General features: G+C 63.0%; 26 protein-coding genes. 16 read left to right on the top strand and 10 right to left on the bottom strand.

The annotated features are described in order from the left end of the window. Positions 1-13: 13 nt before the first annotated feature. The 4 genes from M3P36_RS08705 to M3P36_RS08720 all read right to left on the bottom strand — a co-directional run bounded on the left by M3P36_RS08705 (position 14) and on the right by M3P36_RS08720 (position 2171). The gene (locus tag M3P36_RS08705; RefSeq protein WP_249702866.1) at positions 14-187 is read right to left on the bottom strand and encodes a hypothetical protein; all 174 of its coding nucleotides are present in this window, start codon (positions 185-187) and stop codon (positions 14-16) included. Next, positions 184-372, bottom strand: coding sequence for a helix-turn-helix transcriptional regulator (locus M3P36_RS08710; RefSeq protein WP_249702867.1), 189 nt, complete (start codon positions 370-372; stop codon positions 184-186). Before M3P36_RS08710 ends, M3P36_RS08705 begins: the two co-directional genes overlap by 4 nt. A gap of 78 nt (positions 373-450) precedes the next feature. Beyond that, positions 451-921 (bottom strand): hypothetical protein, encoded by a 471-nt coding sequence (locus M3P36_RS08715; RefSeq protein WP_249702868.1) that lies wholly within the window; start codon positions 919-921, stop codon positions 451-453. Then, positions 921-2171 (bottom strand): tyrosine-type recombinase/integrase, encoded by a 1251-nt coding sequence (locus tag M3P36_RS08720; protein ID WP_249702869.1) that lies wholly within the window; start codon positions 2169-2171, stop codon positions 921-923. Before M3P36_RS08720 ends, M3P36_RS08715 begins: the two co-directional genes overlap by 1 nt. Positions 2172-2453: 282 nt before the next feature. On the opposite strand from M3P36_RS08720, the gene M3P36_RS08725 reads away from it, so the two are divergent. The 4 genes from M3P36_RS08725 (at position 2454) to M3P36_RS08740 (ending at position 7191) form a co-directional block, all read left to right on the top strand. Beyond that, positions 2454-4484 carry a BCCT family transporter gene (locus M3P36_RS08725; RefSeq protein ID WP_502798371.1) on the top strand — a complete coding sequence of 677 codons (2031 nt, stop codon included), beginning with the start codon at positions 2454-2456 and terminating at the stop codon, positions 4482-4484. Between the two features lie 64 nt (positions 4485-4548). After that, entirely contained in the window at positions 4549-4983 is a 435-nt protein-coding gene (locus M3P36_RS08730; RefSeq protein WP_249702870.1) for a YidH family protein, read from the top strand. Positions 4984-5282: 299 nt separating this feature from the next. Next, positions 5283-6011, top strand: coding sequence for an SDR family oxidoreductase (locus M3P36_RS08735; protein WP_249702871.1), 729 nt, complete (start codon positions 5283-5285; stop codon positions 6009-6011). A gap of 4 nt (positions 6012-6015) precedes the next feature. Further along, positions 6016-7191 carry an alpha-hydroxy acid oxidase gene (locus tag M3P36_RS08740; RefSeq protein ID WP_249702872.1) on the top strand — a complete coding sequence of 392 codons (1176 nt, stop codon included), beginning with the start codon at positions 6016-6018 and terminating at the stop codon, positions 7189-7191. On the opposite strand, the gene M3P36_RS08745 is transcribed toward M3P36_RS08740, so the two are convergent. Beyond that, positions 7176-8174 (bottom strand): NAD-dependent epimerase/dehydratase family protein, encoded by a 999-nt coding sequence (locus M3P36_RS08745; RefSeq protein ID WP_249702964.1) that lies wholly within the window; start codon positions 8172-8174, stop codon positions 7176-7178. The genes M3P36_RS08740 and M3P36_RS08745 overlap by 16 nt on opposite strands. 133 nt (positions 8175-8307) lie before the next feature. On the opposite strand from M3P36_RS08745, the gene M3P36_RS08750 reads away from it, so the two are divergent. After that, complete coding sequence (locus M3P36_RS08750) at positions 8308-9273, top strand: M48 family metalloprotease (RefSeq protein ID WP_249702873.1); 966 nt, start codon at positions 8308-8310, stop codon at positions 9271-9273. 8 nt (positions 9274-9281) lie between these two features. Here M3P36_RS08750 and M3P36_RS08755 read toward each other — a convergent pair whose 3' ends face one another. Continuing rightward, positions 9282-9800, bottom strand: a complete 519-nt coding sequence (locus tag M3P36_RS08755) for a flavin reductase family protein (RefSeq protein ID WP_249702874.1) — start codon at positions 9798-9800, stop codon at positions 9282-9284. A 108-nt stretch (positions 9801-9908) separates the two neighbouring features. Between M3P36_RS08755 and ribB the strand changes: the two genes are divergently transcribed. The 3 genes from ribB (at position 9909) to M3P36_RS08770 (ending at position 12020) form a co-directional block, all read left to right on the top strand. Then, positions 9909-11222, top strand: coding sequence for a 3,4-dihydroxy-2-butanone-4-phosphate synthase (gene ribB / locus M3P36_RS08760; RefSeq protein WP_249702875.1), 1314 nt, complete (start codon positions 9909-9911; stop codon positions 11220-11222). Beyond that, positions 11222-11641, top strand: a complete 420-nt coding sequence (gene ribH / locus M3P36_RS08765) for a 6,7-dimethyl-8-ribityllumazine synthase (protein WP_249702876.1) — start codon at positions 11222-11224, stop codon at positions 11639-11641. The genes ribB and ribH overlap by 1 nt, the downstream gene beginning before the upstream one ends. A 61-nt stretch (positions 11642-11702) precedes the next feature. Further along, complete coding sequence (locus M3P36_RS08770) at positions 11703-12020, top strand: hypothetical protein (RefSeq protein ID WP_249702877.1); 318 nt, start codon at positions 11703-11705, stop codon at positions 12018-12020. Positions 12021-12035: 15 nt separating this feature from the next. Here M3P36_RS08770 and eno read toward each other — a convergent pair whose 3' ends face one another. Continuing rightward, positions 12036-13319 carry a phosphopyruvate hydratase gene (gene eno, locus M3P36_RS08775; protein WP_249702878.1) on the bottom strand — a complete coding sequence of 428 codons (1284 nt, stop codon included), beginning with the start codon at positions 13317-13319 and terminating at the stop codon, positions 12036-12038. A gap of 163 nt (positions 13320-13482) precedes the next feature. Between eno and M3P36_RS08780 the strand changes: the two genes are divergently transcribed. From M3P36_RS08780 to M3P36_RS08800, 5 genes are all read left to right on the top strand, one after another. After that, positions 13483-14019, top strand: a complete 537-nt coding sequence (locus M3P36_RS08780) for a hypothetical protein (RefSeq protein WP_249702879.1) — start codon at positions 13483-13485, stop codon at positions 14017-14019. A gap of 11 nt (positions 14020-14030) precedes the next feature. Then, a complete protein-coding gene (locus M3P36_RS08785) occupies positions 14031-14474 on the top strand; it encodes a phage holin family protein (RefSeq protein WP_249702880.1) in 444 nt (147 codons plus the stop codon). A 4-nt stretch (positions 14475-14478) separates the two neighbouring features. Then, a complete protein-coding gene (locus tag M3P36_RS08790; RefSeq protein WP_249702881.1) occupies positions 14479-14829 on the top strand; it encodes a hypothetical protein in 351 nt (116 codons plus the stop codon). A 25-nt stretch (positions 14830-14854) separates the two neighbouring features. Then, the gene (locus M3P36_RS08795) at positions 14855-15349 is read left to right on the top strand and encodes a hypothetical protein (RefSeq protein WP_249702882.1); all 495 of its coding nucleotides are present in this window, start codon (positions 14855-14857) and stop codon (positions 15347-15349) included. Positions 15350-15427: 78 nt separating this feature from the next. Continuing rightward, a complete protein-coding gene (locus tag M3P36_RS08800) occupies positions 15428-15652 on the top strand; it encodes a DUF4170 domain-containing protein (RefSeq protein WP_249702883.1) in 225 nt (74 codons plus the stop codon). A 28-nt stretch (positions 15653-15680) separates the two neighbouring features. On the opposite strand, the gene greA is transcribed toward M3P36_RS08800, so the two are convergent. The 3 genes from greA to carA all read right to left on the bottom strand — a co-directional run bounded on the left by greA (position 15681) and on the right by carA (position 20989). Then, entirely contained in the window at positions 15681-16148 is a 468-nt protein-coding gene (gene greA / locus M3P36_RS08805) for a transcription elongation factor GreA (RefSeq protein WP_249702884.1), read from the bottom strand. A gap of 100 nt (positions 16149-16248) precedes the next feature. Further along, a complete protein-coding gene (gene carB, locus M3P36_RS08810; RefSeq protein WP_249702885.1) occupies positions 16249-19572 on the bottom strand; it encodes a carbamoyl-phosphate synthase large subunit in 3324 nt (1107 codons plus the stop codon). 223 nt (positions 19573-19795) lie between these two features. Beyond that, positions 19796-20989: a glutamine-hydrolyzing carbamoyl-phosphate synthase small subunit gene (carA, locus tag M3P36_RS08815; protein WP_249702886.1), complete on the bottom strand. Its 1194-nt coding sequence runs from the start codon at positions 20987-20989 to the stop codon at positions 19796-19798. Positions 20990-21144: 155 nt separating this feature from the next. On the opposite strand from carA, the gene M3P36_RS08820 reads away from it, so the two are divergent. Genes M3P36_RS08820 through rpoD form a run of 3 tightly spaced genes read left to right on the top strand, consistent with a single transcriptional unit; the run spans position 21145 to position 25577 of the window. Beyond that, entirely contained in the window at positions 21145-21597 is a 453-nt protein-coding gene (locus tag M3P36_RS08820) for a GatB/YqeY domain-containing protein (protein WP_249702887.1), read from the top strand. Between the two features lie 32 nt (positions 21598-21629). Further along, positions 21630-23543, top strand: coding sequence for a DNA primase (dnaG, locus tag M3P36_RS08825; protein ID WP_249702888.1), 1914 nt, complete (start codon positions 21630-21632; stop codon positions 23541-23543). 6 nt (positions 23544-23549) lie between these two features. After that, positions 23550-25577, top strand: a complete 2028-nt coding sequence (gene rpoD / locus M3P36_RS08830) for an RNA polymerase sigma factor RpoD (protein ID WP_249702889.1) — start codon at positions 23550-23552, stop codon at positions 25575-25577. Positions 25578-25597 lie beyond the last annotated feature (20 nt).

Below are 25597 nucleotides of genomic sequence, written 5' to 3' on the forward strand. Positions count from 1 at the left end.
GGCGTTTCTTTCTTTAGATTTCAGCATGATACGAAATACGACAGCCTAGCAGCACCGCCTCGTGCATGGCAGTTTGTCGCGCTCCGGCATAAGTCTCGAAGAAAAGGCGAACGCCTTCCTGGCCATCGGTCTCGATATACCAGTATCCGCTGCCATCGAGATTTCGCCAAAGATGAACGGTCTTCATGCCGCCACCTCGCGCGAATTGATCCATTCGAGGATTTCGGCTTCACGATAGAAATTGCGGTTACGAATTTTGACAGGGCGAGGAAGGTTCAGCGTTTCGTCGCGCTGATACCGCCATTCTGTCATCGCGCTGATACCGCCTAGAAGCTCACGAGCGTTCGCGGCAGTTATTAACTTGTTGGGCATGTCTGGGTCTCCGTTACAACTTGAGAGACCTCCTATTAAGAGCACCCCGCACAGGATTGCACGACGACTTTTCAGCAATTAAGCGTCGGAGTTTATTTCCGCTATGTAGGCGTCAAATTCGTCATCGGTCATAAACATGGCTTTGGCTGCGTCGCGATGGCTAGAGAATGCCTTCTGCTCCATATACTTCACCCGGTCGCTAACGGTTCGTGCACCGCAACCTATCTCCTTGGCGGTATCGTTAATGGCGCACGTCCTCATCCGGTCGCCCTTGTCCGCCAGCAGCCGCATATGCTTACAGAACGTGGCGTAAGTCCTTATCGCCTTGGCCAGCTTCAAATCCGGCGGGTCTTTTGGACGCTTGGCGGGCTTCACGTTTTCGCCAAGTATCTCATTAGCTAGCCAATCTCGTTCGAATTCGAACAACGCCACGGCTGGATCGCGCAGGCGTTCGGCCAAAATACTCGGGTCGCCACTTTTAGCGGCTTTTATTGCTTTATGGGCTGATACGGCGTTGGGGCCGATGATTTGTGAAATATCAATCGCCATCACCCCGCCTCCGCCAGCCGCACAACATTGTCCGGCTTGCCTTCGACAAGCTCCATCACGAACCGGCCCCAAGCTTCCATCGCCTGCCGCTTTTCCGGCGCATAATCGTGGCGTTGATACACCGATACAATCCCGGCAGCGGTCCCGGAAACATGATTGAGACAGGCTTCCGTCACGCGCACTGGAATTGCCAGCCGCGCCATTCCTGTTGCTGCCGTCCGCCGCAGATCGTGGAAGGTCCAGTGCGGTATCTCGACAGACCCCTTGCGGTCCATTGCGGCACCCTCTGTCATCTTGTCTTTCAGGCTGGCCAGCCCCTTTGCAAATCCAGACACTGGCGTCTTGCCGGTGGTGGTGAACACAAGGCCACTGCCTCCAACACGCGGAACACTGGCCAGCACTTCCAGCGCGGCAGTGGAAAGCGGCACGTCATGCGCCCGCCCATTCTTCACCCTATCGGCTGGCAAGCTCCACAGATCGCCCTCAATCTCGGCATAAGGCATTGCGGCAACCTCCTGCCGCCGCTGGCCTGTCAGCAATGACAGCTTCCCGAATGGCCCCCATGGATAGCCCGCCTTTTCGCAGGCTTGCCAGAACCAGCGGATTTCGTCGTCTGTCAACACGCGGTCGCGGGCAACCTCCTTCGCCACCGGCTTCACGCTGGCAGCGGGATTGATGGCAAGAATGTCGCGCTCCACACACCAGTTGAAAAACTTGCTCGCATAGGCCCGCACGCGATTTGCCGTGGTGACACGCCCGCTATCCGCAATCCCGTCCAGCAGGTCGATAACATCGCGCTTCGTGATTTCGTGAATGTCGCGGTCGCCCCATTTGGCGACAATGGATTGATCTAATGCGCGCCGCACTCCTGCCCCGCTGCGCAGCTTGGACAAGTGGCGCTTGTCGAATTGCTCGACCAGCGTTTTCACCTTGTCTCGTTCGGTAAGCTGCGCCTCGCGCATATCAGCCTTGGCGGCCTTCTTTGCTATTGCCGGATTGTGGCCATGCTCGACCGCTTGGAGCGCATCAGTAGCGGCTGCGCGGGCATCGCCTACACCCATGACAGGCCAGCGCCCCAAGGTCAGCTTGGCGGGCTTGCCTGCGAACCGATAGCGCAAGGCCCAGCTCTTAGCGCCGCCCGGCTGCACCACGATATACAGGCCCGATAGCGCCGGGTCCGGCAGTTCAATCCGCCTGCCAGGGTCAGGCTTGATTGCCTCAACGCCCTTGGTCGTAAAGCCGCGCGCCATAGTCAAATGCTCCTCTGGGGTAACGCTGGGGTAACACATTCAGGCGTTTTGGCCCGTTACCCGGCGTTAGTATCAGAGCATAACAACAGCCGCAATAGCGCCTATTTCAGTAGGATACGGCGCTAAAGACGTTTTGATTAGTTAGGCGGCGATAGGGGGCTAAATTTGTCTCTTAATCAGCGGGTCCTAGGTTCGAGCCCTAGTGCGTCCACCACCCTTTCCCATTCCATCATTTCCAGCGCCTGGTAGCGCTCAATCTTTCTTGCAACCGTTCTGGACCCCTTGCGTTCGGACAGGCATAATGCCCCCTTGCAGGAAGATGAATTGCCCGATCCGCTCTTGAATGAAGCGCGCCCTCCCCGGAAGTCGGCGAGGATCCAGGTCAATCCGCCTGTCTTCTTCATATCGGCCGGTCTGATTTTCACCTTTGCGGTGCTGGGAGCGCTGTTTGCCGAACAGGCCGCCATGCTGTTTGCGCAGGTCCAGGCCTTTATCGTGGCCGATTTCGGCTGGTTCTATGTCGGCGCTGTTGCCGGGTTCCTCTTCTTCGTCATCTACCTGATGCTCAGCCGCCATGGCGAGATCAAACTGGGGCCGGACGATAGTGAGCCCGATTACAGTTACCTGTCATGGTTCGCCATGCTGTTCAGCGCCGGAATGGGTATTGGCCTTGTGTTCTTCGGCGTGGCCGAGCCGATCCAGCACTATGCCGCACCGCCGGTGGGCGAATCAGGGACGGTGGAGGCTGCCCGGCAGGCGATGGTGCTGACTTTCCTCCACTGGGGCCTGCACGCCTGGGCCATCTATATCGTGGTCGGCCTGGCGCTGGCCTATTTCTCGTTTCGCCGCGGGCTGCCACTGGCGCTGCGTTCGCCGCTGTTCCCGCTGATCGGGCGCAGGATCTATGGCCCGATCGGACACTCGGTCGATATCTTCGCTGTCATCGGCACGATGTTCGGGGTCGCCACCTCGCTTGGCCTCGGCGTGCTGCAGGTCAATGCCGGGTTCAATTACCTGTTCGGGCTACCCATTGCCGTTTCCAACCAGCTGCTGCTGATCGCGGGCATAACCGGCATTGCCACCGTGTCGGTCTTCCTGGGGCTGGACCGGGGTGTGAAGCGGCTGTCCGAGCTCAACATCATCCTGGCTGTCCTGCTGCTGGTTTTCGTGCTGGTGGCCGGGCCGACGATCTTCCTGCTCGATGCTTACCTGCAGAACATCGGCGCCTATCTTGATTCACTGATCCAGCGGACCTTCCGCCTCTATGCCTACGAGCCGAACCCGTGGCTGGGCAGCTGGACCCTGTTCTACTGGGGCTGGTGGATCGCCTGGTCGCCGTTCGTGGGCATGTTCATTGCCCGCATCTCGCGCGGACGCACGATCCGCGAATTCATCAGTGGAGTTCTCCTGGTGCCGGTCCTGTTCAGCTTCCTGTGGATGACAGTATTCGGCAACACGGCCATCTGGCTGGACATGGGCGGCGTGGCGCCGATTGCCGAGACTGCGCTCAACAACCTTCCGGTGGCCCTGTTCGCAACGCTGGAGGCGCTGCCCCTGGGCGCCATCACATCGCTTATCGCCACTTTGTTGATCATCACCTTTTTTGTGACCTCGGCGGATTCGGGCGCCCTGGTGATCGATACGATCACGTCCGGGGCTGCCGTGGATACACCGGTATGGCAGCGCATCTTCTGGGCCATCAGCGCCGGTACGATTGCAGGAGTGCTGCTGTTGGCTGGCGGGCTGGAAGCCTTGCAGACCGCCGCCATCGCCAGTGCGCTGCCCTTTGCCGTGATCATGATATTCATCTGCTTCGGCCTGCTGCGGGCATTGCAAATGGAGGCCTCCGGCTCAGCCATCGACCTGTCGGGAGCGACGATCGCCGCTGCGGATCCCGAACTTGGTTGGCACCAACGCCTTACCTCGCTGGTCCATCACTACACCGCCGAACAGATTGCCAGCTTCATCGGCGATACGGCGCGGCCCGCGCTCGAAGCCGTGGCGGAGCGGATGAGGGAAAGCGGTTTTGCCCCCGAATTGGCCGTGGAGGCCGACCGCCTGGACCTGACCATTCCGCATGGCGAACGCGGCGCTTTCAGCTACGCCGTCCGCTCCCGCAGCTTCCTGGCCGCCAGCTTCATGTGGGCCGAGACCCGCAAGTCTGGTCGCGGCGAACAGCGCCATTACCGGGCCATGGCGCACACATCCGAAGCCAACCCGCCGCACGATGTCACCGGGTTCACCCAGGACCAGATCATCAACGACCTGCTCAACCGCTACGCCCGGTTCCGCCACAGCCACCGGATCGAATGATGTTTCCCAACCCCATTACCGCGACATGTGCCAGACGCGAACGGACGGAAGCGGACGGGCGGCCATGACAGAACGCGACACGACCGGTGACGAACCCCGCAAGGGCGAGAGCGATGATCCAGACACCAACGGCCTCGCCCAGGATCGCACCGACTGGGCCGAAGAGCGTACCGACTGGGCCGAGGATCGGACAATTATGGCCAACGAGCGGACCTATGCCGGGTGGATGCGCACCGGCCTGGCTGCAGTCGGCATCGGGATCGGCTTCAACGCCCTGTTCTCGCGCCTGGAGCCGGCCTGGCTACCCAAGGCGCTGGCATCATGCTTCATCGCCGTGGGCGTGCTGATCTTCTGGTTGGCGCGGGGAAAGTCTGCCGCGGTTTTGCGCCGCATGTCAGCCCACCGGGCAAAGCCGGTGCCGGCGATCCAGATCAACCTGATCGCGATCCTGCTGTCGCTTGCCAGCCTTGGCCTGCTGGGCGGCCTGTGGCTGATGTAGCCGCGCGGCGCTTCACCTCTTTCCTACAACAGACGTCACGCCCTAGCCTTCGGACAAGGCGGGAATGCCCGACGTTCGCGTCACCCGCGGTCAAACTGGCGATGTTCTCCCGGGCAGGTGTCACTTTGTCCACCGGGACACAAAGGATTGGAAACAATGAATTATAGGGCTAGAATCGAAAGTGACAGAGTGTCACTTGTGTCACCTTTGTCCGCTGGTCATGCTTGCGAAATTGGCTGTTCCGCTTCGTCGCGCAGGCCGCTAGACCAGCCCAAACAATCGGATGAGGGAGCCGGATTTTGAGCATTCTTGAAGGGCGTGTCGTCGTGGTCACCGGGGCGAGCTCGGGCATCGGTAAGGCCTGCGCGGTGGAGTTCGTCGCGCGCGGGGCCAAGGTCGTGCTGGCAGCAAGGCGCGCGGAACGGCTGGCGGACCTTGTCGCCCAGATCGAGGCGAACGGCGGCGAGGCCCTGGCCGTGGCGACCGACGTGACCGACGAGGCTGCGGTTGAGAACCTGTTCGCCCAGGCTGTCGCCCGGTTTGGCACGGTGGACGTGCTGATCAACAATGCCGGCATTGCCGAAAATTCGCCGGTGGACCAGACCACGCTCGATCACTGGAACAATGTGATCACGACCAATCTGACCAGCGCGTTCCTGTGCGCCAAGCACGCCTGGCCGCTGTTCAAGACAGGCGGCCACGGGCGGATCGTCAATGTGGGGTCCATCTCCGCCAAGGTGCCGCGCAACGAGTGCCCGAGCTATACCGCCAGCAAATTCGGCCTGGCTGGCCTGACACATGCGCTGGCGCTGGACGGGCGGAACGACAATATCGCCGTATCGATCTTCCACCCCGGTATCGTGGCGACCGAGATCATGCCCGGATCGGTCAAGCTGCCGGAAAACTTCGCCGCCACGCCGGAAGAGGCAGCAGGCATTATCGTCCACATGTGCGACATGCCCGATCACCTCAATTTCTACGAAGCCCTGATGGTGCAGAACAAGCTGCCCTTCCTCGGACGCGGCTAGGCTCTTGGCCGACCCCACCCTCGGATGCTGGAACATCGCCGACCTGCGCGACAAGGCGCGGGCGCGGCTGCCGCATGGCGTATGGGAATATATGGAGCGCGGGGTAGAGGATGAGCGCTGCATGGATCGCAATCGCGCCGCGCTCGACGCGCTCACCTTCGTGCCGCGCGTGCTGCGCAAGGTCGATGCGATCGACATGTCGTCCAGCATCTTCGGGCAGGCGGTGCCGCTCCCCCTCGCCATTGCACCCACCGGCGCGGCGGGTCTGATCTGGCACAAGGGTGACCTGCACCTTGCCCGTGCAGCAGCGAAGGCGGGCGTGCCCTTCACCATCTCCAGCGCGGGGACGATGGATGTGGAGGATGTGGTGGCCGGTGGCGGGCGGCAGTGGTTCCAGCTCTATATGTGGCGTGATCGCGACCTGTCCTATGACGTGGTTCGTCGCGCCCACGGGCTGGGCTGCGAAGCGCTGTTCGTGACGCTCGACCTGCCTGTCATGCCCAACCGCGAATATCTGTATCACAACGGTTATGGCATGCCGATCAAGCCCAACCGCAAGAACGTGCCCGACATGCTGCTGCACCCGCGCTGGCTGGCAGGCGTGGTGGGCCGCTATCTGTTGCAGGATGGCGGGATGCCCACGCAGGCGAATCTTCCGCCGGGCCTCAAGCATTCGATGGCCAAGGGTGCCAAGCCGGGCGCGCATTTCAAGCAGGACGATCTCGATGCAGCAGGGATCAGCCGCTTGCGCGACTTGTGGCCGGGCAAGCTGGTGCTGAAGGGGATCATGCACCCTGATGACGCGCGGCAGGCGCTGGCGCTGGGGGCAGACGGGATCGTTGTATCGAACCACGGCGCGCGCTCGCTCGATGGCTCGATTGCGGCAATCGATGCCTTGCCGGGCATTGTTGAGGCGGTGGGCGGCAAATTGACCGTGTTCTTCGACAGCGGCGTGCGGCGTGGCAGCGATGTAGTTAAGGCGCGGGCGCTTGGTGCGGATGTGGTGATGGTCGGTCGCGCTACGCTCTATGGCCTGGCGGCGGCGGGCGAAGCGGGCGTCACCCGCGCGCTAGAATTGCTGCAGGCCGAGGTCTCGCGCACCATGGCCATGCTGGGAGCGCGAGACTGGAGCGAAGTGGGGCCGGAAGTGTTCGGGCTGGTTGGTCAGAGATCGGCGTAGGCGCGGTACCATTCGACAAAGCGCGGGATGCCGACATCCACACTGGTAGTCGGCTCATAACCAAGGTCGCGGCGGATCGCGTCGATATCGGCAAAGGTGCGCGGCACGTCTCCGGCCTGCATCGGCAGGAAGTTCATCTCGGCCTTGCGACCGCAGGCCTGTTCGAGAACGGCGATCACGTCGGTCAGCTTCTCGCACCGGTGGTTGCCGATGTTGTAAAGGGCATGAGGCGTGATGCTGCCGCCCGCCTTGGGCGCGCCGTCGTCAGCCGGGGGATGGTCGAGGGCGGCGAGAATGCCCGCCACGATGTCATCAATATAGGTGAAATCGCGCCAGACCTCGCCATGGTTGAACACCGCGATAGGCTGTCCGGTGAGTATCTTGTGGGTGAACATCCACACCATCATGTCGGGCCGCCCCCAAGGGCCGTAAACGGTGAAGAAACGCAGGCCCGTCAGCGGCAGGCGGTAGAGATGGGCGTAGGTCTCGCTCATCAGTTCGTCCGCCTTCTTGGTGGCGGCATAGAGTGACAGCGGATGGTCCACCCGGTCTTCGACCGCAAACGGCACCTTGTCCGCTCCGCCGTAGACCGAACTGGAACTGGCATAGACCATATGTTCCACCTGCCTGTGGCGCGCCACTTCAAGGAGGTTGAGATGGCCGCTTACATTGGATTCGATATAGGCCCGCGGGTTCTCGATCGAATAGCGTACGCCCGGTTGCGCACCCAGGTGGACGATGCGCTCGAACTGCTCGCCAGACAGCACGGCATCGAGCGCGGCATGATCAGCAAAGTCCACCTTGGTGAAGACGAACCGCCCGCCGCCTCTCGCAGCGACCCGGGCGAGACGGTCTTCCTTCAGCGAGACGGGGTAGTAGTCGTTCAGGCTGTCGATCCCCAGCACGCTGTCACCGCGCGCTAGCAGGGCATCAGCCACTGCCGCCCCGATGAACCCTGCCACGCCTGTTACCAGATAGCGCATAGTTTCGTGCAATCCCGTCGCCTGTCCGAACGGCCCCGCCCTTACCGCATAAATCCTAACAGGACATCCGCTATCGGACGGCGACATGCGGCAAGTGCTTGATCGGGCGGCGCACAGTGCCCATCACATGGTTGTGATCCGCCATGCTCTCCTCCTCGCCCTCTCCGCGCCGCTGCTTCCGACGGCCACACAGGCGCAGGCCAGTGAAGCCCAGGCCGCGCTGTGGGAACAGGACCTGCGGCTTGCCCGCTTGGCAGAACGCATCATGGGAGCCAATGTCTGCCTGTGCCGCCAGACCATGCCTCTGACGGGCATGATCCTCCACAGTGCCGACCAGTATGGCGCGCCCTTGCCCGGCGCCTTTGCACAAGGGCCGGTCGAAGTGGCGCAGATCGTGCCCGGTTCGTCCGCTGCCTCCGCCGGATTGCGGGCGGGCGATGCACTGCTGGCGGTCGATGGGACAGTGATCGACGAGGTTGAGGCGGCACCGGGCTTCCCCCGGCGCGATGCGGTGTTCGAACTGGTCGCTTCCAATTCCGGCCCGATCGACCTGCGTTACCTGCGCGCGGGCTCCATCCTGACTGCGACACTGCAAGCACCATCCGGCTGTCGCGCACTGGTCGAGGTGCTGGCGGACGAGGACTCTACAGCGCGGTCCGACGGGCGGGTGATCCAGTTGAGCTATGGCCTCGTCGCGCGACTAAACGATGCCGGGTTGGCAGTGGTCTTTGCGCACGAGCTGGCCCACGTCGTGCTGGAACACCGGCGGCGTCTGTCGGAAGCAGGGGTAGCCGATGGACTGGCGCGCCAGTTCGGGCGCAACCGCCGCCTGTCACGCCTGGCCGAGATCGAGGCGGATCTGTTGTCTGTCCACCTGCTGGCCAATGCCGGGTACGATCCGGCAATCGCTCCTCAGTTCTGGCAGTCCGATGCAGGGCGCGTCCTCGGCAGCGGGCTCGTCCGCAGCCGGATTTACCCAGGCCGGAACGAGCGGGCCGAACAGATGGAACAGGAAATCGCGCAATACCTGTCCGGCTATGACCAGCTTTCGGCGGCCGGACACCTGATCGCGCTGCGCGACCAGCCTTTTGCCGATTGACGGCTAACTTAGCGGCCCGGCGCCTCGCTGATATCGATATAGTTGCGGTCAAAATAGGTCAGCGGGGTGGCATCCTGCCGGTGGTGGGCGGCCAGCAGTTCTCCGATGAAGATTGAATGGGTGCCGAAATCGTGCGCGTGGACGAGGCTGCAGGCGAAGCTCGATTGTGCGGTGGCGAGCACTGGCACCCCCGCCAGTTCCTCCCATGCGCCGAGGGAAAAGCGGTCCGTGGCGGAAGGCGACATGAAGTGTTCTGCCACGTCGCGGTTGCCCAGTCCCAGCACGTTCACACCGAACCGCTGCTCGGCCAACAAAGGCCCATGCAACGAGGCGGCGCGGTTGATGCAGACCAGCAGTGAAGGCGGATCGAAACTTAACGAGCTGACAGCGGTCGCCAGGATGCCATAGCGCTGGCCCGCATGGATTGTCGTGATGGCATAGACCGTGGCCGCCACATGGCGCATTGCATCGCGAAAGGCGGTCAGCAGCGCATCGCGGTCCTGCGGGATTTCATTGTGATCGACCATCGAACCGTCCATGCGGTGAGCCGCCTGCGCTTTCAAGTACAATGATTGCCAGCCACCAATGTGAACTCACCTCTTGTGATCACATTATAATGTGATAATGCGATTCGCATGAACGATCAGACCATCATTCGCGTGCGCGAAGTCATAGATGCCGGCAAGATGACCCGCGCCGGGCTTGCGCGTGGCGCCGGCCTTCACGTAAACAGCTTGCGGGATTGTACTGCAGAAAGCTGGAACCCCACCGCCGAAACCCTCGCCAAGCTTGACCGCTTCCTCGCCGAGAATGACGACCGCCCGGTCCTCGTCGGGATCGAGGAAATCATCGACGAGGCGCGCAACGGGCGCATGTTCATCCTGGTGGATGACGAGGACCGCGAGAACGAGGGTGACCTCATCGTGCCCGCGCAGATGGCTACGCCCGATGCGATCAATTTCATGGCCACCCACGGCCGCGGCCTGATCTGCCTCGCCCTCACCCGCGCCCGCGTGGAGGCGCTGGGCCTGGACCTGATGAGCCGCAAGAATCGCACCCGCCACGAAACGGCCTTTACCGTGGCAATCGAGGCGCGCCAGGGCGTGACCACCGGAATCAGCGCGGCAGACCGTGCGCGCACAATTTCAGTCGCCATCGACGCCTCAAAAGGTGCCGACGATATCGTCACCCCCGGTCACGTATTCCCGCTGGTTGCCCGCGAAGGCGGCGTGCTGATACGCGCCGGACACACCGAGGCTGCGGTAGATATCTCGCGCCTCGCCGGCCTCAACCCCTCGGGCGTGATCTGCGAGATCATGAACGAGGATGGCTCCATGGCCCGCTTCGATGACCTGATCCGCTTTGGCCGCAAGCACGGCCTCAAGATCGGCACGATCCGCGACCTGATCGCCTATCGCCGCCAGAACGATCACCTGGTCGAAATGCGCGAGGACACCCGCTTCCGGAGCCGCTGGGGCGGTGAATGGCGGGCAATCAGCTTCTGGAACAAGGCCACCAAGGGCGAGACCATGGCGCTGGTGAAGGGCCATATCGACCCTGCCCGCCCCACCCTCGTCCGTATGCACGCCCTGTCGATTTTCGACGACGTTTTCGCCCAGGATACCGACCGCCAGGGACTGCTGGCAGGCGCGATGCAATCCATCGCTGCCGAAGGCGCTGGCGTAGTGGTGCTGATCAACCGGCCCATGCCCGACTTCGCCAGTCGCGCAATCCAGGGCCAGAAGGGAAAGCCGCTGTCGGTCAACCCAAACGACGATGCCCAGCCCAATGAGCAACGCGACTATGGCGTTGGCGCCCAGATCCTGGCCGAGCTGGGCGTGCGCGACATGATCCTGCTTACCAATACACGCCATTCACTGGTCGGCCTCGAAGGCTATGGCCTGTCGATTGTGGGCGAGTGCCCGATTACTCCTGAAGGACAGAATTGATGGCCAAGTTCCTGATCGTGGAAGCGCGCTTCTACGCCCATCTCAATGATATGCTGATAGCGGGTGCGCGTGGTGCGCTGGAGGCAGCGGGTCACAGCGTGGACCTGCTGACCGTGCCCGGCGCGCTCGAACTGCCGGGCGCGATCGCCACGGCGGCGGAGAGCGGCCGCTATGACGGGTTTGTCGCGCTTGGCGTGGTCATCCGGGGCGAGACCTATCATTTCGAGATCGTGGCGGGCGAATCTGCGCGCGGTCTGATGGCGCTGACGATGGATGGCCTTGCTGTCGGCAACGGCATTCTCACCACCGAGAACGAGGCCCAGGCGATCTATCGCGCCGATCCCCAGCAGGGGAACAAGGGCGCGGGCGCTGCAGAAGCGGCGATGGCGCTGTTGGCCTTGCGGGAGAAGTTTGCCTGATACTTCCCTTGCGCGGCTGACCTGCGGGAACCGGAAGGGTATCCGGCGCGTCTAGCCCGCCATGAACGGGCCGCTCGAATGGATCGCCGCCGTGGGCACGATGCTGGCCGCTGGATTAATCGCCGCCGACCTTGGCCGCCGCGTTACCGGATGGGGGTTTGTGCTGTTCTGCGCCGTGGCAGTGACGTGGATCGTCTCGGGCCTGACATCCGACGCCATGCCGATTGCCGCGATGAACGTGATCCTGCTCGCCATCAACGCCTGGGGCGTTTGGCAATTCCTGCTCAGCCCCAAGAACCGGCGGGTGATGGAAAAGATGGAGCAGGTCGAACCTGCGATCGAACGTGAGGTGGAACAGGAAATGGCGCGCGACAACTAGCCGCGCGCCCGTCGCTTAACGCACCCGGCCGAAACAGGCCCGCCCGGCATAGACGGCGCTGGCGCCCAGCTCTTCCTCGATGCGGATCAACTGATTGTACTTGGCGAGCCGGTCGGAGCGGGCAAGCGAACCTGTCTTGATCTGGCCGCAGTTTGTGGCGACCGCGAGGTCGGCGATGGTTGCATCCTCGGTCTCGCCCGAACGGTGGCTCATCACGCTGGTGTAGCCTGCGCGGTGGGCGATATCGACCGCCTGCAGGGTTTCGGTCAGGGTGCCGATCTGGTTGACCTTGACCAGCAGCGAATTGGCCAGCCCCTTGTCGATCCCCATGGCGAGGCGCTTGGGATTGGTGACGAACAGATCATCGCCCACCAGTTGCACCGTGTTGCCGATCTTGTCGGTGAGCAGCTTCCAGCCTTCGAAATCGTCTTCCGACATGCCATCCTCGATCGAGCGGATCGGATAGGTGGCGCACAGGTCTGCCAGGTAATCGGTCATTTCAGTCGGGCTCAGTGAAGTGCCCTCGCCCGCCATGTCATAGCGGCCATCGGCGAAGTATTCGGTGGCGGCGCAGTCGAGCGCCAGCAGCACGTCCTCGCCCGGACGGAAACCGGCGCGTTCGATGCTGGCCATGATGAAATCCAGCGCATCGCGGGTGCTGGCAAGGTTGGGCGCAAAGCCGCCTTCATCGCCGACAGAGGTGGACAGGCCCTTTTCGGCCAGGCCCTTCTTCAGAGTGTGGAATATCTCCGCCCCCCAGCGCACGCCTTCTGCCAGGGTATCGGCGCCCACCGGCATGATCATGAATTCCTGGATGTCGATCGGATTGTCGGCGTGTTCGCCGCCGTTGATGATGTTCATCATCGGCACCGGCAGGACATGGGCCGAAACCCCGCCGACATAGGCATAGAGCGGCAGTCCGCGCGCGCTCGCCGCCGCCTTGGCAACCGCCAGGCTCGTGCCCAGGATCGCATTGGCGCCAAGGTTGCTCTTGTTGGCGGTGTCATCCAGCGCCAGCATGATGCCGTCGATATCGCGCTGGTCTTCGGCATCATAGCCCAGCAAGGCGTCGCTGATCGGACCGTTCACCGCATCGACTGCCTGGAGCACGCCCTTGCCCATATAGCGCGCCTTGTCGCCATCGCGCAGTTCCACCGCTTCGTGCGCGCCGGTGCTGGCGCCAGAGGGAACGGCGGCCCGGCCGAAGCTGCCGTCTTCCAGCAGCACATCCACCTCCACCGTGGGGTTGCCCCGGCTGTCGAGGATTTCGCGGCCGTGGATGTCGATGATGGCGGTCATGCTGCAGCTCCATATGGCAGGACGTGTTGTAAAGTGGCATAACACCCCCGATATCGAGGGTAAGCGGCCTCCTATTCCGGGGAACGGACAGGTGCAAGCCGCGTTGGGAAATCAAACGCAGGCAGGCCCGTCGCCCGCCGCCAATGCAGAGGGAACAACTTTCATGGCCGACAATACCGCCAAGCCCAGGACCAGCAAGCCGCGCGCCGCGAAGGCCGCTTCTGCCACCAGCGCGACCACCAGTAACACTTCCCCTAGGTCCGAAGCGCGCAGCCGGTTCAACGCCGCGCTGGAAGAGGCCAAGGCTGGCGCCGCAGCCTTGAAAACCGAGGCCACGGGTCGCGCCACCACCTATGCCGACGACGCCCGCGCCAAGAGCGAGGACTGGGCCGCCGAAGCCCGCGTCAAGGCAGCCGAGCTCGCTGCAGAAGGCAAGAACAAGGCTGGTGAGGCCCTGGTCAGCCTCAGCCGCGTGGTCGAGGAAAACGCCCCCGCCATCGACGAGAAGCTGGGCCAGAAGTATGGTGACTATGCCCGCAATGCCTCGCGTTCGCTGTCGGACACCGCATCGACCCTGCAAGGCAAGAGCGTGGAAGACCTGGGCGAGGATGCCCGCGAATATGTCCGCCAGAACCCGGGCAAATCGGTCGGTATCGCGGTGCTCGCCGGGTATATCATCTCGCGCATCTTCCGCCGTTAAGGGGGTAAGGCATGTTGCGGGAGGAAACACCGCCCGCCACTCCTGCCGATGACGGTGCGGAGGGGTTGGCCGAACAGCGCGAGATGGAAAGCACCCGATCGCTGCTCGACGACCTTGAAGACCTGCTGTTCGACGCGCGGACCTGGCTCGACGCGGAACTGACCTACCAGAAGACGCGCGCCGCCTTCGTTGTCGGCAGCTTCAAGCGCACGATCCTGATGGGCGCGGTTGGAGCCGTATTTGCGTTATTTGCCATGGTGGGCCTGACAGTTGGGCTGATCATTGCCCTTACCCCGCTTGTCACAGCCTGGGGTTCGACTGCCATTGTTGCAGGCGGCTTGTTCCTTGCCGCCTATCTGGCGGTGAGGCGCGCCGGAACGGCGTGGAGTGACATGATGGATGCCATCAACGAAACAGGCACCGATGATCCGGACCTTCCGGGCGAGGAAGGCTGACACCATGGCACCGATGAAACACCGCTTGCTGCAGGATCGCCTCATGCGTGATGCCGCGCGGCAAGTCGTCACTACCGATGTCGAACTACTCAAGGCGGGCGTGGAAAAAAAGCCTGTCGCTTCCCGCGCTGCCGAAACCGGCGGCCATTGGCTCAAGACAATCGGCGCAGAGGCGGCAGATCTGGCGAGCGAACACCGCGGCAAACTGGCTGGCGGCGTGACCCTGGCTGCGGCGGCCCTCGCCCTGTGGATCTATCGCGACGAGCTGGGAGAAGTGATTGCAGGGATGCTCGACCACGACGAGAAATCCCCCTCGGAACCCTCGTGGCTACCGGACATTTTCAAACAAGACTGACACTTTATTTGCAGGACACATTACGATGAGCGGCAACAATCAGGACAAGCGCGCGGACATCAAGGACCGCATCACTACGGCGCAGGCTCGCAACCAGGAACGCGAAGGCATGACGCTGACCGACAAGCTGGGCGAAAAGGCCGCCGCCGCAAAGGACGAGTTTACCGCTTTTGCCAAGGAACACCCGGTCGCAACGATTGCCGGCGGGATCGCCATCGGCGTGCTGATTTCCGCGATGTTCCGCAATTCGCCTACCCGCAAGGCGGGGCGTTATGCCGGCGCGCGGGCGGCAGGACTGGCTGCCATCGGTAGCGAAATGGCGGTGGCCTTCGCCCATCAGGTGATGGAGTCCGCCTCGCGTGCGCGCGATGCCGGATCGGAACTGGCGCATGAAATGGGCGACCGGGCGCATGAAGCGGCTGACAAGCTGGGCCACAGCGCCAGTGAAACTGCCGAATCCGCCCGTATCTCGGCGCGCGAGATTGGCCGCTCGATAGCCCGCACTATCAGCCGCCACTGATTTTTTCGCACTTGCAGCGTAACCTGTTTCGCCTAAGTAGCAGTCGAAACTGGTTTTACGCATGAAAGGCGAGCGCACATGGCGAAACAGCTCCTTCACCTGGTTATGGGCGGACGGGTCGTCGATCCGCAGGGTACCGAATTCCAGGACCTGAAGGATCTCCACGTGGTCGGCTTCTACGCCTCCTATGCCGAGGCAGAGGAGGCATGGCGCGCCTGGGCGCAGCGCACCGTTGATGACGCGGAAATGAAGTACGTGATCGTCCACCTGCACCGGCTGCTGGAGCCGTCGCTGGGGGCCTGAATTGGGAGGCTGACCCCCCCCAAGGCCCTCAGATGAATTCGACCTTCTCGATCAGGTAGAACTTTTCGCCCGAGGGCACGGTTACTTCGACCTCGTCACCCACCGACTTGCCGATCAGCGCACGGGCCAGCGGACTCTCGAACGAGATGCGCCCCTTCTTGGCGTCGCTCTCGGCCTGGCCGACGATCTGGTAGCGCTGCGGCTTGTCGTCTTCGTCCATCACGGTGACAGTGGCACCAAACACGACCCGGTCGCCCGACAGCGTGGACGGATCGATGATGTGGGCGCGGCTGACCTTGTCCTCCAGGTCGCCGATCATGGCCTCCACCTGGCCCTGACGTTCCTTGGCCGCGTGGTATTCGGCGTTTTCCGACAGGTCGCCGTGGGCGCGCGCTTCCTCGATTGCCTCGACAATCGTCGGACGTTCCTGGCGAAGGGCATTGAGGGCGTTGGTCAGGATTTCATATCCTTCCGCCAGCATCGGCACGCGTTCCATCGTATTCCCTGTCTTTCCTAGGCCTGCCGTCAAAGGAACCCCGCCGCCCCGCAGGGCGCACTGTTGAGGCTCAATTTTCCGGGAGAGCGTTAACTGTCAGCTACGCATAATAGTCCTGCAATGATCGGACTTCAAGATCAGCGGGCCGAACCGTGACAATCGCCTGGGCTACGGCCAGCGAGGCGGCCGCCGTGGTGTAGTAGGGCACCCGCGCTTCCAGCGCCGAGGCACGGATAGACTGGCTGTCCTTATGGCTCTGCCAGCCCTCGGTGGTGTTGAACACCAGCGCGATCTCGCCATCGACAATCATATCCACGATATGCCGCCGCCCTTCTGCCACCTTGTTCACCCGGTCCACCGGCACGCCCGCCTCGCCGAGGTAATTGGCCGTGCCGCCGGTCGCGACGATGGAGAAGCCATGGGCCACCAGCAGCTTGACCGCCTCCAGGATCATCGGCTTGTCGCTGTCCTTCACCGAAACGAACAGCTTGCCTGCCTGCGGCGGAACGGTGCCTGCGCCGATCTGGCTCTTGGTAAAGGCCGTGGCAAAATCGCGGTCGATCCCCATGACTTCGCCGGTGCTCTTCATTTCCGGTGTGAGGACGGGATCGGAGCCAGGGAAGCGGGCGAAGGGGAACACGGCTTCCTTTACCGCCATATAGGGCAGCTTGCGCTTGAACGGCGGGAAGGTGTTCAGCTTCTCGCCCGCCATCACCCGGCTGGCGATCTTTGCGACCGGCTGGCCGATGGCCTTCGCCACAAACGGCACGGTACGGCTGGCGCGCGGGTTCACCTCGATCAGGTAGACCTCGCCATCCTTCACCGCGAACTGCACGTTCATCAGCCCCAGCACGCCCAGCCCCTTGGCGAGCAGCACCGCCTGGCGCTCCATCTCGTCCACGATGTCCTGCGGTAGGCTGTAGGGCGGCAGGGTGCAGGCGCTGTCGCCCGAATGGACGCCGGCTTCCTCGATGTGCTGCATCACACCGGCGATCACCACTTCATCGCCATCGCACAGGGCATCGACATCGCATTCGATGGCATCGCGCAGGTACTGGTCCACCAGCACGGGGCTTTCGCCCGATACGTTGACGGCCGTGGCGATGTAATCATCGAGCTGGGCTTCGCTGTCGACGATTTCCATCGCCCTGCCGCCCAGCACGTATGACGGGCGCAGAAGGACCGGATAGCCGATGCGCGCGGCGGCAGCAGCGGCCTCGTCACGGCTGCGGGCCAGGCCGTTCATCGGCTGTTTGAGGCCGAGCTTGTCGACCAGCTTGGCGAACCGCTCGCGGTCTTCGGCAAGGTCGATCGCATCGGGCGAGGTGCCGAGGATGGGGATGCCCGCGTCCTGCAGCGCCTGGGCCAGCTTCAGCGGAGTCTGCCCGCCGAACTGCACGATCACGCCGACCAGCTCGCCCTTCGACATTTCGACACGCAGGATTTCCAGCACGTCTTCTGCGGTCAGCGGCTCGAAATAGAGGCGGTCGCTCGTGTCGTAGTCGGTCGAAACGGTCTCAGGGTTGCAGTTGACCATGATGGTCTCGTAACCCGCTTCGGCCAGGGCGAAACAGGCGTGGACGCAGCAGTAATCGAATTCGATGCCCTGCCCGATGCGGTTCGGCCCGCCGCCCAGGATCACAATCTTGCGCCGGTCGCTGGGATCGGCCTCGTTCTCCGCCACGCCGAAGCTGGGGGCTTCGTAGGTTGAGTACATATAGGGCGTGATCGCCTCGAATTCGGCGGCGCAGCTGTCGATGCGCTTGAACACCGGCAGCACGCCCAGCTTTTCGCGCAGCTGGCGCACTTCGTCCTCGCTGGTGGCACCGGCCATGGCGCGCAGGGTATCATGGAGCAGGCCCGAACGCTTGGCCTGGGTCTCGCCCAGCCCGCCAGCGACATGGACAGAACGCACGGCCAGCGTGGCAAGGCGCTTGTCGGAAAAGCCCATCGCTTTCAGGCGGCGCAGGCCCGCGGCATCGCCGGGCAGGCCATTCTTGCCGATGGTCCGCTCCTCGTCGATGATTTCGCAGATGTGCCGCAGGAACCACGGATCGTAGAAGGTGATCGCGTGGACTTCATCCACGGTGAAGCCTTCGCGGAAGGCCTGGGCCACGTTGAGCAGCCGGTCGGGGGTGGCCTTGCTGAGCGCGGCGGTAATCTCGTCCCGCGTCGCGCCTTCCAGCGCCACCATGCGGTTGAACCCGTCGAGCCCGGTTTCAAGGCCGCGCAGGGCCTTTTGAAGCGATTCCTTGAAGTTGCGGCCGATGGCCATGACTTCGCCCACGCTCTTCATCGCGGTGCTGAGCTCGACCTTCGCGCCCTTGAACTTCTCGAAGGCGAAGCGCGGGATCTTGGTGACGACGTAGTCGATGGTCGGCTCGAACGAGGCGGGCGTCGCGCCGGTGATCTCGTTGGTGATTTCGTCCAGCGTATAGCCAACGGCGAGCTTGGCAGCGACGCGGGCGATGGGGAAGCCGGTGGCCTTGGAGGCGAGCGCCGAGGACCGCGACACGCGCGGGTTCATCTCGATCACGATCAGGCGGCCATCCTTGGGATTTACTGCGAACTGGACGTTCGAACCCCCTGTTTCCACGCCGATTTCGCGCAGCACAGCAATGCTGGCGTTGCGCATGATCTGGTATTCCTTGTCGGTCAGCGTGAGCGCTGGCGCGACGGTGATGGAATCGCCGGTATGGACGCCCATCGGATCGACGTTCTCGATCGAACAGACGATTATGCAGTTGTCCTTCTTGTCGCGGACCACCTCCATCTCGAATTCTTTCCAGCCCAACAGCGATTCCTCGATCAGGACTTCGGTGGTGGGGCTGGCCTCGAGGCCGCCGCGCACGATCTGGTCGAATTCCGCCTTGTTATAGGCAATGCCTCCGCCGGTGCCGCCCATGGTGAAGCTGGGGCGGATGATCGACGGCAGACCGGTGCGTTCGAGGATGGCAAAGGCCTCGTCAATCGTTGTCGCCACGCCGCTGCGCGCAGATTCCAGGCCGATCTTGTCCATCGCCTCGCGGAAGCGCTGGCGGTTTTCCGCCTTGTCGATGGCATCGGCCTTGGCGCCGATCATTTCCACGCCATACTTCGCCAGCGTGCCATCGGCATCGAGCGCCAGCGCGCAGTTCAGCGCGGTCTGCCCGCCCATCGTGGGCAGCAGCGCATCGGGCCGCTCCTTGGCGATGATCTTGGCCACGATATCGGGCGTGATCGGCTCGATATAGGTGGCGTCGGCAAATTCCGGATCGGTCATGATCGTGGCGGGGTTGGAGTTCACCAGGATCACCCGGTAGCCCTCCTCCTTCAGCGCCTTGATCGCCTGGGTGCCAGAATAGTCGAACTCGCAGGCCTGCCCGATAATGATGGGGCCAGCGCCAATGACGAGGATCGAGGAGATGTCAGTGCGTTTGGGCATTAGAAATGGCTCTTCCCGAGCTGAACAAGTTGATCAAAGGCGCTTTGCGAAAGTCGGAGGCTCTGTGAAACCTTACCAGGCATCGCCCGATCCTTGGATCCGTAGGTATCGATTTGGACGAACTTCTCACCGTCGGCCTCGACTAGACTAATAGTTGCTTCAACGTCCGAATGTTTCGAGAGGCGGTCTAATTCTTTTGGTTCAAACCCGCGAACAACAGCCATCAGCTTGCCCCCCTCCCCAACATCCCCACAAACTTCTCGAACAGGTAGAAGCTGTCCTGCGGCCCCGGGCTTGCCTCGGGGTGGTACTGTACGCCGAAGGCCCGCTTGCCGCTGATCGCGATGCCGCAGTTGCTGCCGTCGAACAGCGAGCGGTGGGTTTCCACCACGCCTGCGGGAAGAGATGCGGCGTCCACCGCGAAGCCGTGATTCATTGAGGTGATCTCGACCAGACCCGCAGTCTCGCCCCAGCCCTCGCCCACGCGCTGGACGGGGTGGTTGGCGCCGCGGTGGCCCTGGTGCATTTTCAGCGTCTTGCCGCCTGCCGCCAGCGCCAGCATCTGGTGGCCGAGGCAGATGCCGAAGATCGGCATGTCCATATCGAGCAGCGCCTTGATCACCGGCACGGCATATTCCCCCGTCGCCGCCGGATCGCCGGGGCCGTTGGACAGGAACACGCCATCGGGCTTCAGCGCCAGCACCTCGTCCAGCCCGGTCTTGGCCGGGACCACCGTTACCCGTGCCCCTGCGGCCACGAGGTTGCGGAAAATGTTGTCCTTGCTTCCATAGTCGATGGCGACGACGTGCGGGCGTGCATCGCGCGGGCTGCCGGCATAGCCCTGCCCCAGCTTCCACGATCCGCCTTCCCAGTCATGATGCTTGTGACGCGTAACCTTCTGAGCGAGGTCCATGCCTTCCAGCCCGGGCCATTCCTGCGCCCGCTGCACCAGCGCATCGAGGTCGAACTTGCCATCGGGCGCATGGGCGATCACCGCATTGGGTGCGCCCTGCATGCGGATGCGGCGGGTCAGCGCGCGGGTGTCCACACCGCTAAGGCCGATCTTGCCGTGGTCCTTCATCCACACCTCGAACTCGCGGGTGGAGCGGAAGTTGGAATTGCGGGTGATCTTCTCGCGCACAACGCAGCCGACCGCGCCCTCAACTGCGCTTTCGAAATCCTCGTCGTTCGTGCCGACATTGCCGATGTGCGGGAAGGTGAAGGTGACTATCTGCGCGGCATAGGAGGGGTCGGTCAGGACTTCCTGGTACCCCGTCATCGCGGTGTTGAAGCACACCTCGCCCACGGCATGGCCCACTGCGCCGAAACCCTTGCCCCAGACGATCGTGCCGTCTGCCAATACGAGACAACCGGTTGCCCCTTTGGGTTGCGCAAGCGAAGGCGCGGAAAAGGCCATGATGGTCTCCCGTGTGCAAGTAAAACGATGATGCGTGCTAAGAGGTGGCCGCTATAGCTGGCGCGCCGATGCGTCAAGGCTTGGGCGAACTATATTTGCCTCAGCCCCGCCCATTCCCTAGGGGAGCGCGAAACCATCCACAGGAAAGTGCCACCATGCTGCGCGATACGATCAAAGCCGAAACCATTGCCGCGATGAAGGCGGGCGACAAGCCCCGCACCGCCGCGCTCCGCCTGGTCGGCGCCAAGATCAAGGACCGCGATATCGAGCTGCGCACCGGCAAGGCGCCGGACAATGACGACGACCTGGTGGTCGACGTCCTGCGCAAGATGGCCAAGCAGCGCCGCGAATCGATAGCGCTCTATGAACAGGGCGGCCGTGAAGAACTGGCCGCTGCCGAACGCGCGGAGCTTGCGGTGATCGAGGAATTCCTGCCCCAAACCATGAGCGACGAGGCGACCACCGCCGCGATTCTGGCGATCAAGGCGGAGCTCGGTGTCGATAGCGTGAAGGACATGGGCAAGGTCATGGCCGAACTGAAAGCGCGGCATGGCTCGCAGCTCGATATGAGCAAGGCCAGCGGGCTGGTGAAGGCGGCGCTTGCTTGATCAAACGGGGCCATTCGTGGAAGGGGTAGTTCATGGCCCTCTCACCACAATGGCTGGACGAACTGCGCGCCCGCGTCACGCTGTCCACCGTGATCATGCGCACGGTCAAGCTGACGCGCGCGGGGCGAGAGTGGAAGGCGTGCTGTCCGTTCCATAACGAGAAGTCGCCCAGCTTCACTGTCAACGACCAGAAGGGCTTCTATCACTGCTTCGGCTGCCAGGCGCATGGCGACGTGATCAGCTGGATGACCGACCAGCGCGGCCTCAGCTTCATGGATGCGGTGAAGGAACTGGCGGCGCAGGCGGGGATGGAAGTCCCCCGCGCCGATCCGCGCGAGGCCGAGGCGGCCGAGCAGCGGGCTGGCCTGCACGATGTGATGCAGGCGGCGCAGGACTGGTTTGTTGCCCAGCTAGCCAGCCCGAAGGGAGAGGTCGCCCGCCGATACCTCGATCGGCGCGGGTTCAACCAGCGGACGATTGAACGGTTCGGCTTCGGCTTCGCGCCCGATGATCGCACCGCCCTGAAGACTGCCCTCGCCCAGTTCGACGAACCGCTGCTGGTGGAAGCAGGCCTGCTGATCCAGTTGGAAGACAAGCCGACCTATGACCGGTTCCGTGGCCGCCTGATGCTGCCGATCCAAGATGCGCGCGAGCGGGTGATCGCCTTTGGAGGCCGCGTGCTGGAAGACCGGGACGGCGTGGCCAAGTATTTGAACAGCCCCGACACGCCTTTGTTCGACAAGGGTCGCACGCTCTACAACCTGCACCGCGCCGGTCCCGCCAGCAGGAAGTCAGGCCGCATCGTGGTGGTCGAAGGCTATCTGGACGTGATCGCCCTGGCCGCCGCGGGGATCGAGGATGCCGTGGCCCCAATGGGCACCGCCCTGACCGAACGGCAGGTCGAACTGCTGTGGCGCATGGTGGACAAGCCGCTGCTGTGCTTCGACGGCGACAATGCCGGCAAGCGCGCGGCGATGAAAGCCGCCGTGCGCGCCCTGCCCCTGCTGCGGCCCGGTCACTCCCTGCAGATCGTGCAGCTCCCCGCGGGGCTCGATCCCGATGACGTAGTGAATAACCAGGGTGTCCCCGCGATGGAGGCGCTGCTCGCCAGTCCGATATCGCTGCTCGACCTGGTGTGGGAGCAGGAACAGGAGGCCAGCCCCCTCACCTCGCCAGAGGACAAGGCGGGGTTCAAGGAGCGGCTGGTGGCCCATGCCGATGCCATAGAGAACCAGGACATCAAGGCGCTCTACCGCCGCGAGTTGCTCGATCGCTATTCGGCCTTTGCCTTTCCGAAACGCGAGTTCCAGCCCCGGCAGCAGTCCGCCCAGGGCAAGGCCGCGTGGAAGCCCGGCAAGCGCGACATGCGCCCCGAGGCCGCGCCGCTTTCTCCGCAGATGATCGCCCGGCTCAAGCGTTCGGGCGCGCAGATTCGCGACAAGCTGGCCCAGGCCGTGCTAGCCGGGCTGGTGCGCTATCCCGACCAGATCGAGGCCCATTCGGAGCAATTGCTACGACTGTCCTCCGTGATGCCGGAGACCACCCCGGCAGTAGATTTCCTGCTCGATGCCGCCGAAACCCTTGAAGCGGGGGGAAATACGCCCATATCCGCGCCAGGCATCCTGCCGCCGCCGCTGGACAGCAATCGCTTTTCCTTCCTTTTGGAAGGTTCCCATCCGGACGACGCGAGGGAGGACCTGGCCGAGGCGATTGCCCTGCTCGTGGAAAGACCCGGGCTGGAAGACGCTATAACCGCGGCCACTGCCCGCTTCGATACCGATCCGGAAGGCGCTTTTGCCGAGCAGCAACGCTTGCGCAAACGAAAGCTGGAAATCGAGGAGCGTATCGGGCAAATGGCACGCAAACGCGCCGCCGCCACATCGGCCGGCAATGGACATTCTGCCGGGGAAACCTCTTCCTCCTCCGGCGAGCAGGGAACGGATTGAAGCCTAATGGCGCCCGAAGACAACAGCACCCAGACCGACGATGCCCCGCTGATCGACCTCAACGAGGCATCGATCAAGAAGCTGCTCGCGAAGGCCCGCCGCCGCGGTTACATCACCTACGACGAGTTGAACGACGCGCTGCCGTCGGACCAGATGAGCCCCGACCAGATCGAGGACATCCAGACCGCCATTTCCGAAATGGGCGTGCAGATCGTCGAGAACGACGAAGACGCGGCTGAAGAGGATAGCGAAGGCAATCCTACCGAAGCCGCCGCCGAGGAAGAGGCCGAAGACGAGGCTGACGAGGACAAGAACGTCCCCGAGAAGAAGCGCACCGTGGGCGTGGGCGAACGGACCGACGATCCGGTCCGCATGTACCTGCGCGAAATGGGCGCGGTCGAACTGCTCAGCCGTGAGGGCGAAATCGCCATCGCCAAGCGGATCGAGGCCGGGCGCGACACCATGATCATGGGTCTGTGCGAAAGCCCGATTACCTTCCACGCCATCATCATGTGGTCCGAAGCGCTCAACAACGGCGAGATGCAGCTGCGCGAGATTCTCGATCTTGACGCCATGCTGTCGAAGGAGCCCCCCGTCGAAAAGATGGAGGAAGGCGCCGAGGATGACGACGACGACGGCGAAATCTCCGAAGCCACTGCCGGTCCGACCATCCGCGAGGAAGAGGAAGAAGAAGAGCCCGAGGAAGAGCTCGACGAGGACGGCGAACCCGTTACCCGTCGGCGCGAGGAAGAGGACGAGGAGGACAACACCATGTCCCTCGCCCAGATGGAAGCCGCGCTCAAGCCCGATGCGCTCGAAACCTTCGCTCGCATCACTGACCTGTTCAAGAAATTCGAGAAGCTGCAGCTTGAGCGCGTGGACGTGCTCGGTCGCGGCGATGCCTTCCCCAAGGCCAAGGAAAACAAGTACGAAGAGCTGCGCGAACAGCTCACTGCCGAGGTGGAAAGCGTGCAGTTCCACGCCACCAAGATCGAATACCTGGTGGACAACCTCTATGCCTTCAACCGCCGCCTGACCGCGCTGGGCGGGCAGATGCTGCGCCTGGCCGAACGCCACAAGGTGAAGCGCGCCGATTTCCTCGACGGCTATGTCGGGCGCGAGCTGGACGAAGCATGGCTGGCGCAGATGGCGGCCAAGGATAAGAAGTGGGCCGCCTTCGCCGAGAAAGAAGCCGATTCGGTCGAACGCATCCGCGCCGAGATCAGCGACATCGCCTCTGCCACCGGCATGAGCCTCAACGAATTCCGCCGCATCGTGAACATGGTGCAGAAGGCCGAGCGCGAGGCGCGCATTGCCAAGAAGGAAATGGTCGAGGCAAACCTGCGCCTGGTAATCTCGATAGCCAAGAAATACACCAACCGCGGCCTGCAGTTCCTGGATCTTATCCAGGAAGGCAACATCGGCCTTATGAAGGCGGTCGACAAGTTCGAGTATCGCCGCGGCTACAAGTTCAGCACCTATGCCACCTGGTGGATCCGCCAGGCGATCACCCGCTCCATCGCCGACCAGGCGCGCACCATACGCATCCCGGTCCACATGATCGAAACGATCAACAAGCTGGTGCGTACCAGCCGCCAGTTCCTCCACGAGCAGGGCCGCGAACCGACGCCGGAAGAAATGGCCGAGCGCTTGTCGATGCCGCTGGAGAAGGTCCGCAAGGTGATGAAGATCGCCAAGGAACCGATCTCCCTCGAAACGCCGATCGGCGACGAGGAAGATTCGCACCTCGGCGATTTCATCGAGGACAAGAACGCGGTGATCCCGGTGGACGCCGCGATCCAGGCGAACCTGCGCGAAACGGTCACCCGCGTGCTCGCCAGCCTGACCCCGCGCGAGGAACGCGTGCTGCGCATGCGCTTCGGCATCGGCATGAACACCGATCACACGCTGGAGGAAGTCGGCCAGCAGTTCAGCGTGACCCGCGAACGTATCCGCCAGATCGAGGCGAAAGCGCTGCGCAAGCTCAAGCATCCGAGCCGGTCGCGCAAGATGCGCAGCTTCCTCGACCAGTAAGTTTCCGAACCGCAGGGGGA

The sequence above is a fragment of the Altererythrobacter sp. KTW20L genome (genome assembly GCF_023501975.1).
Taxonomy (GTDB): domain Bacteria; phylum Pseudomonadota; class Alphaproteobacteria; order Sphingomonadales; family Sphingomonadaceae; genus Alteraurantiacibacter.

Excerpts from the sequence above, each read along its gene's own strand:
- ribH (WP_249702876.1), top strand. The coding sequence starts at position 11,222 with ATGGCCAAGTTCCTGATCGTGGAAGCGCGCTTCTACGCCCATCTCAAT.
- dnaG (WP_249702888.1), top strand. The coding sequence starts at position 21,630 with ATGGCCCTCTCACCACAATGGCTGGACGAACTGCGCGCCCGCGTCACG.
- M3P36_RS08785 (WP_249702880.1), top strand. The coding sequence starts at position 14,031 with ATGTTGCGGGAGGAAACACCGCCCGCCACTCCTGCCGATGACGGTGCG.
- M3P36_RS08820 (WP_249702887.1), top strand. The coding sequence starts at position 21,145 with ATGCTGCGCGATACGATCAAAGCCGAAACCATTGCCGCGATGAAGGCG.
- M3P36_RS08795 (WP_249702882.1), top strand. The coding sequence starts at position 14,855 with ATGAGCGGCAACAATCAGGACAAGCGCGCGGACATCAAGGACCGCATC.
- M3P36_RS08730 (WP_249702870.1), top strand. The coding sequence starts at position 4,549 with ATGACAGAACGCGACACGACCGGTGACGAACCCCGCAAGGGCGAGAGC.
- M3P36_RS08800 (WP_249702883.1), top strand. The coding sequence starts at position 15,428 with ATGGCGAAACAGCTCCTTCACCTGGTTATGGGCGGACGGGTCGTCGAT.
- ribB (WP_249702875.1), top strand. The coding sequence starts at position 9,909 with ATGAACGATCAGACCATCATTCGCGTGCGCGAAGTCATAGATGCCGGC.
- carB (WP_249702885.1), bottom strand. The coding sequence starts at position 19,572 with ATGCCCAAACGCACTGACATCTCCTCGATCCTCGTCATTGGCGCTGGC.
- M3P36_RS08710 (WP_249702867.1), bottom strand. The coding sequence starts at position 372 with ATGCCCAACAAGTTAATAACTGCCGCGAACGCTCGTGAGCTTCTAGGC.
- M3P36_RS08790 (WP_249702881.1), top strand. The coding sequence starts at position 14,479 with ATGGCACCGATGAAACACCGCTTGCTGCAGGATCGCCTCATGCGTGAT.
- carA (WP_249702886.1), bottom strand. The coding sequence starts at position 20,989 with ATGGCCTTTTCCGCGCCTTCGCTTGCGCAACCCAAAGGGGCAACCGGT.
- greA (WP_249702884.1), bottom strand. The coding sequence starts at position 16,148 with ATGGAACGCGTGCCGATGCTGGCGGAAGGATATGAAATCCTGACCAAC.
- M3P36_RS08770 (WP_249702877.1), top strand. The coding sequence starts at position 11,703 with ATGAACGGGCCGCTCGAATGGATCGCCGCCGTGGGCACGATGCTGGCC.
- eno (WP_249702878.1), bottom strand. The coding sequence starts at position 13,319 with ATGACCGCCATCATCGACATCCACGGCCGCGAAATCCTCGACAGCCGG.
- M3P36_RS08745 (WP_249702964.1), bottom strand. The coding sequence starts at position 8,174 with ATGCGCTATCTGGTAACAGGCGTGGCAGGGTTCATCGGGGCGGCAGTG.
- M3P36_RS08705 (WP_249702866.1), bottom strand. The coding sequence starts at position 187 with ATGAAGACCGTTCATCTTTGGCGAAATCTCGATGGCAGCGGATACTGG.
- M3P36_RS08715 (WP_249702868.1), bottom strand. The coding sequence starts at position 921 with ATGGCGATTGATATTTCACAAATCATCGGCCCCAACGCCGTATCAGCC.
- M3P36_RS08720 (WP_249702869.1), bottom strand. The coding sequence starts at position 2,171 with ATGGCGCGCGGCTTTACGACCAAGGGCGTTGAGGCAATCAAGCCTGAC.
- M3P36_RS08755 (WP_249702874.1), bottom strand. The coding sequence starts at position 9,800 with ATGGTCGATCACAATGAAATCCCGCAGGACCGCGATGCGCTGCTGACC.
- M3P36_RS08780 (WP_249702879.1), top strand. The coding sequence starts at position 13,483 with ATGGCCGACAATACCGCCAAGCCCAGGACCAGCAAGCCGCGCGCCGCG.
- rpoD (WP_249702889.1), top strand. The coding sequence starts at position 23,550 with ATGGCGCCCGAAGACAACAGCACCCAGACCGACGATGCCCCGCTGATC.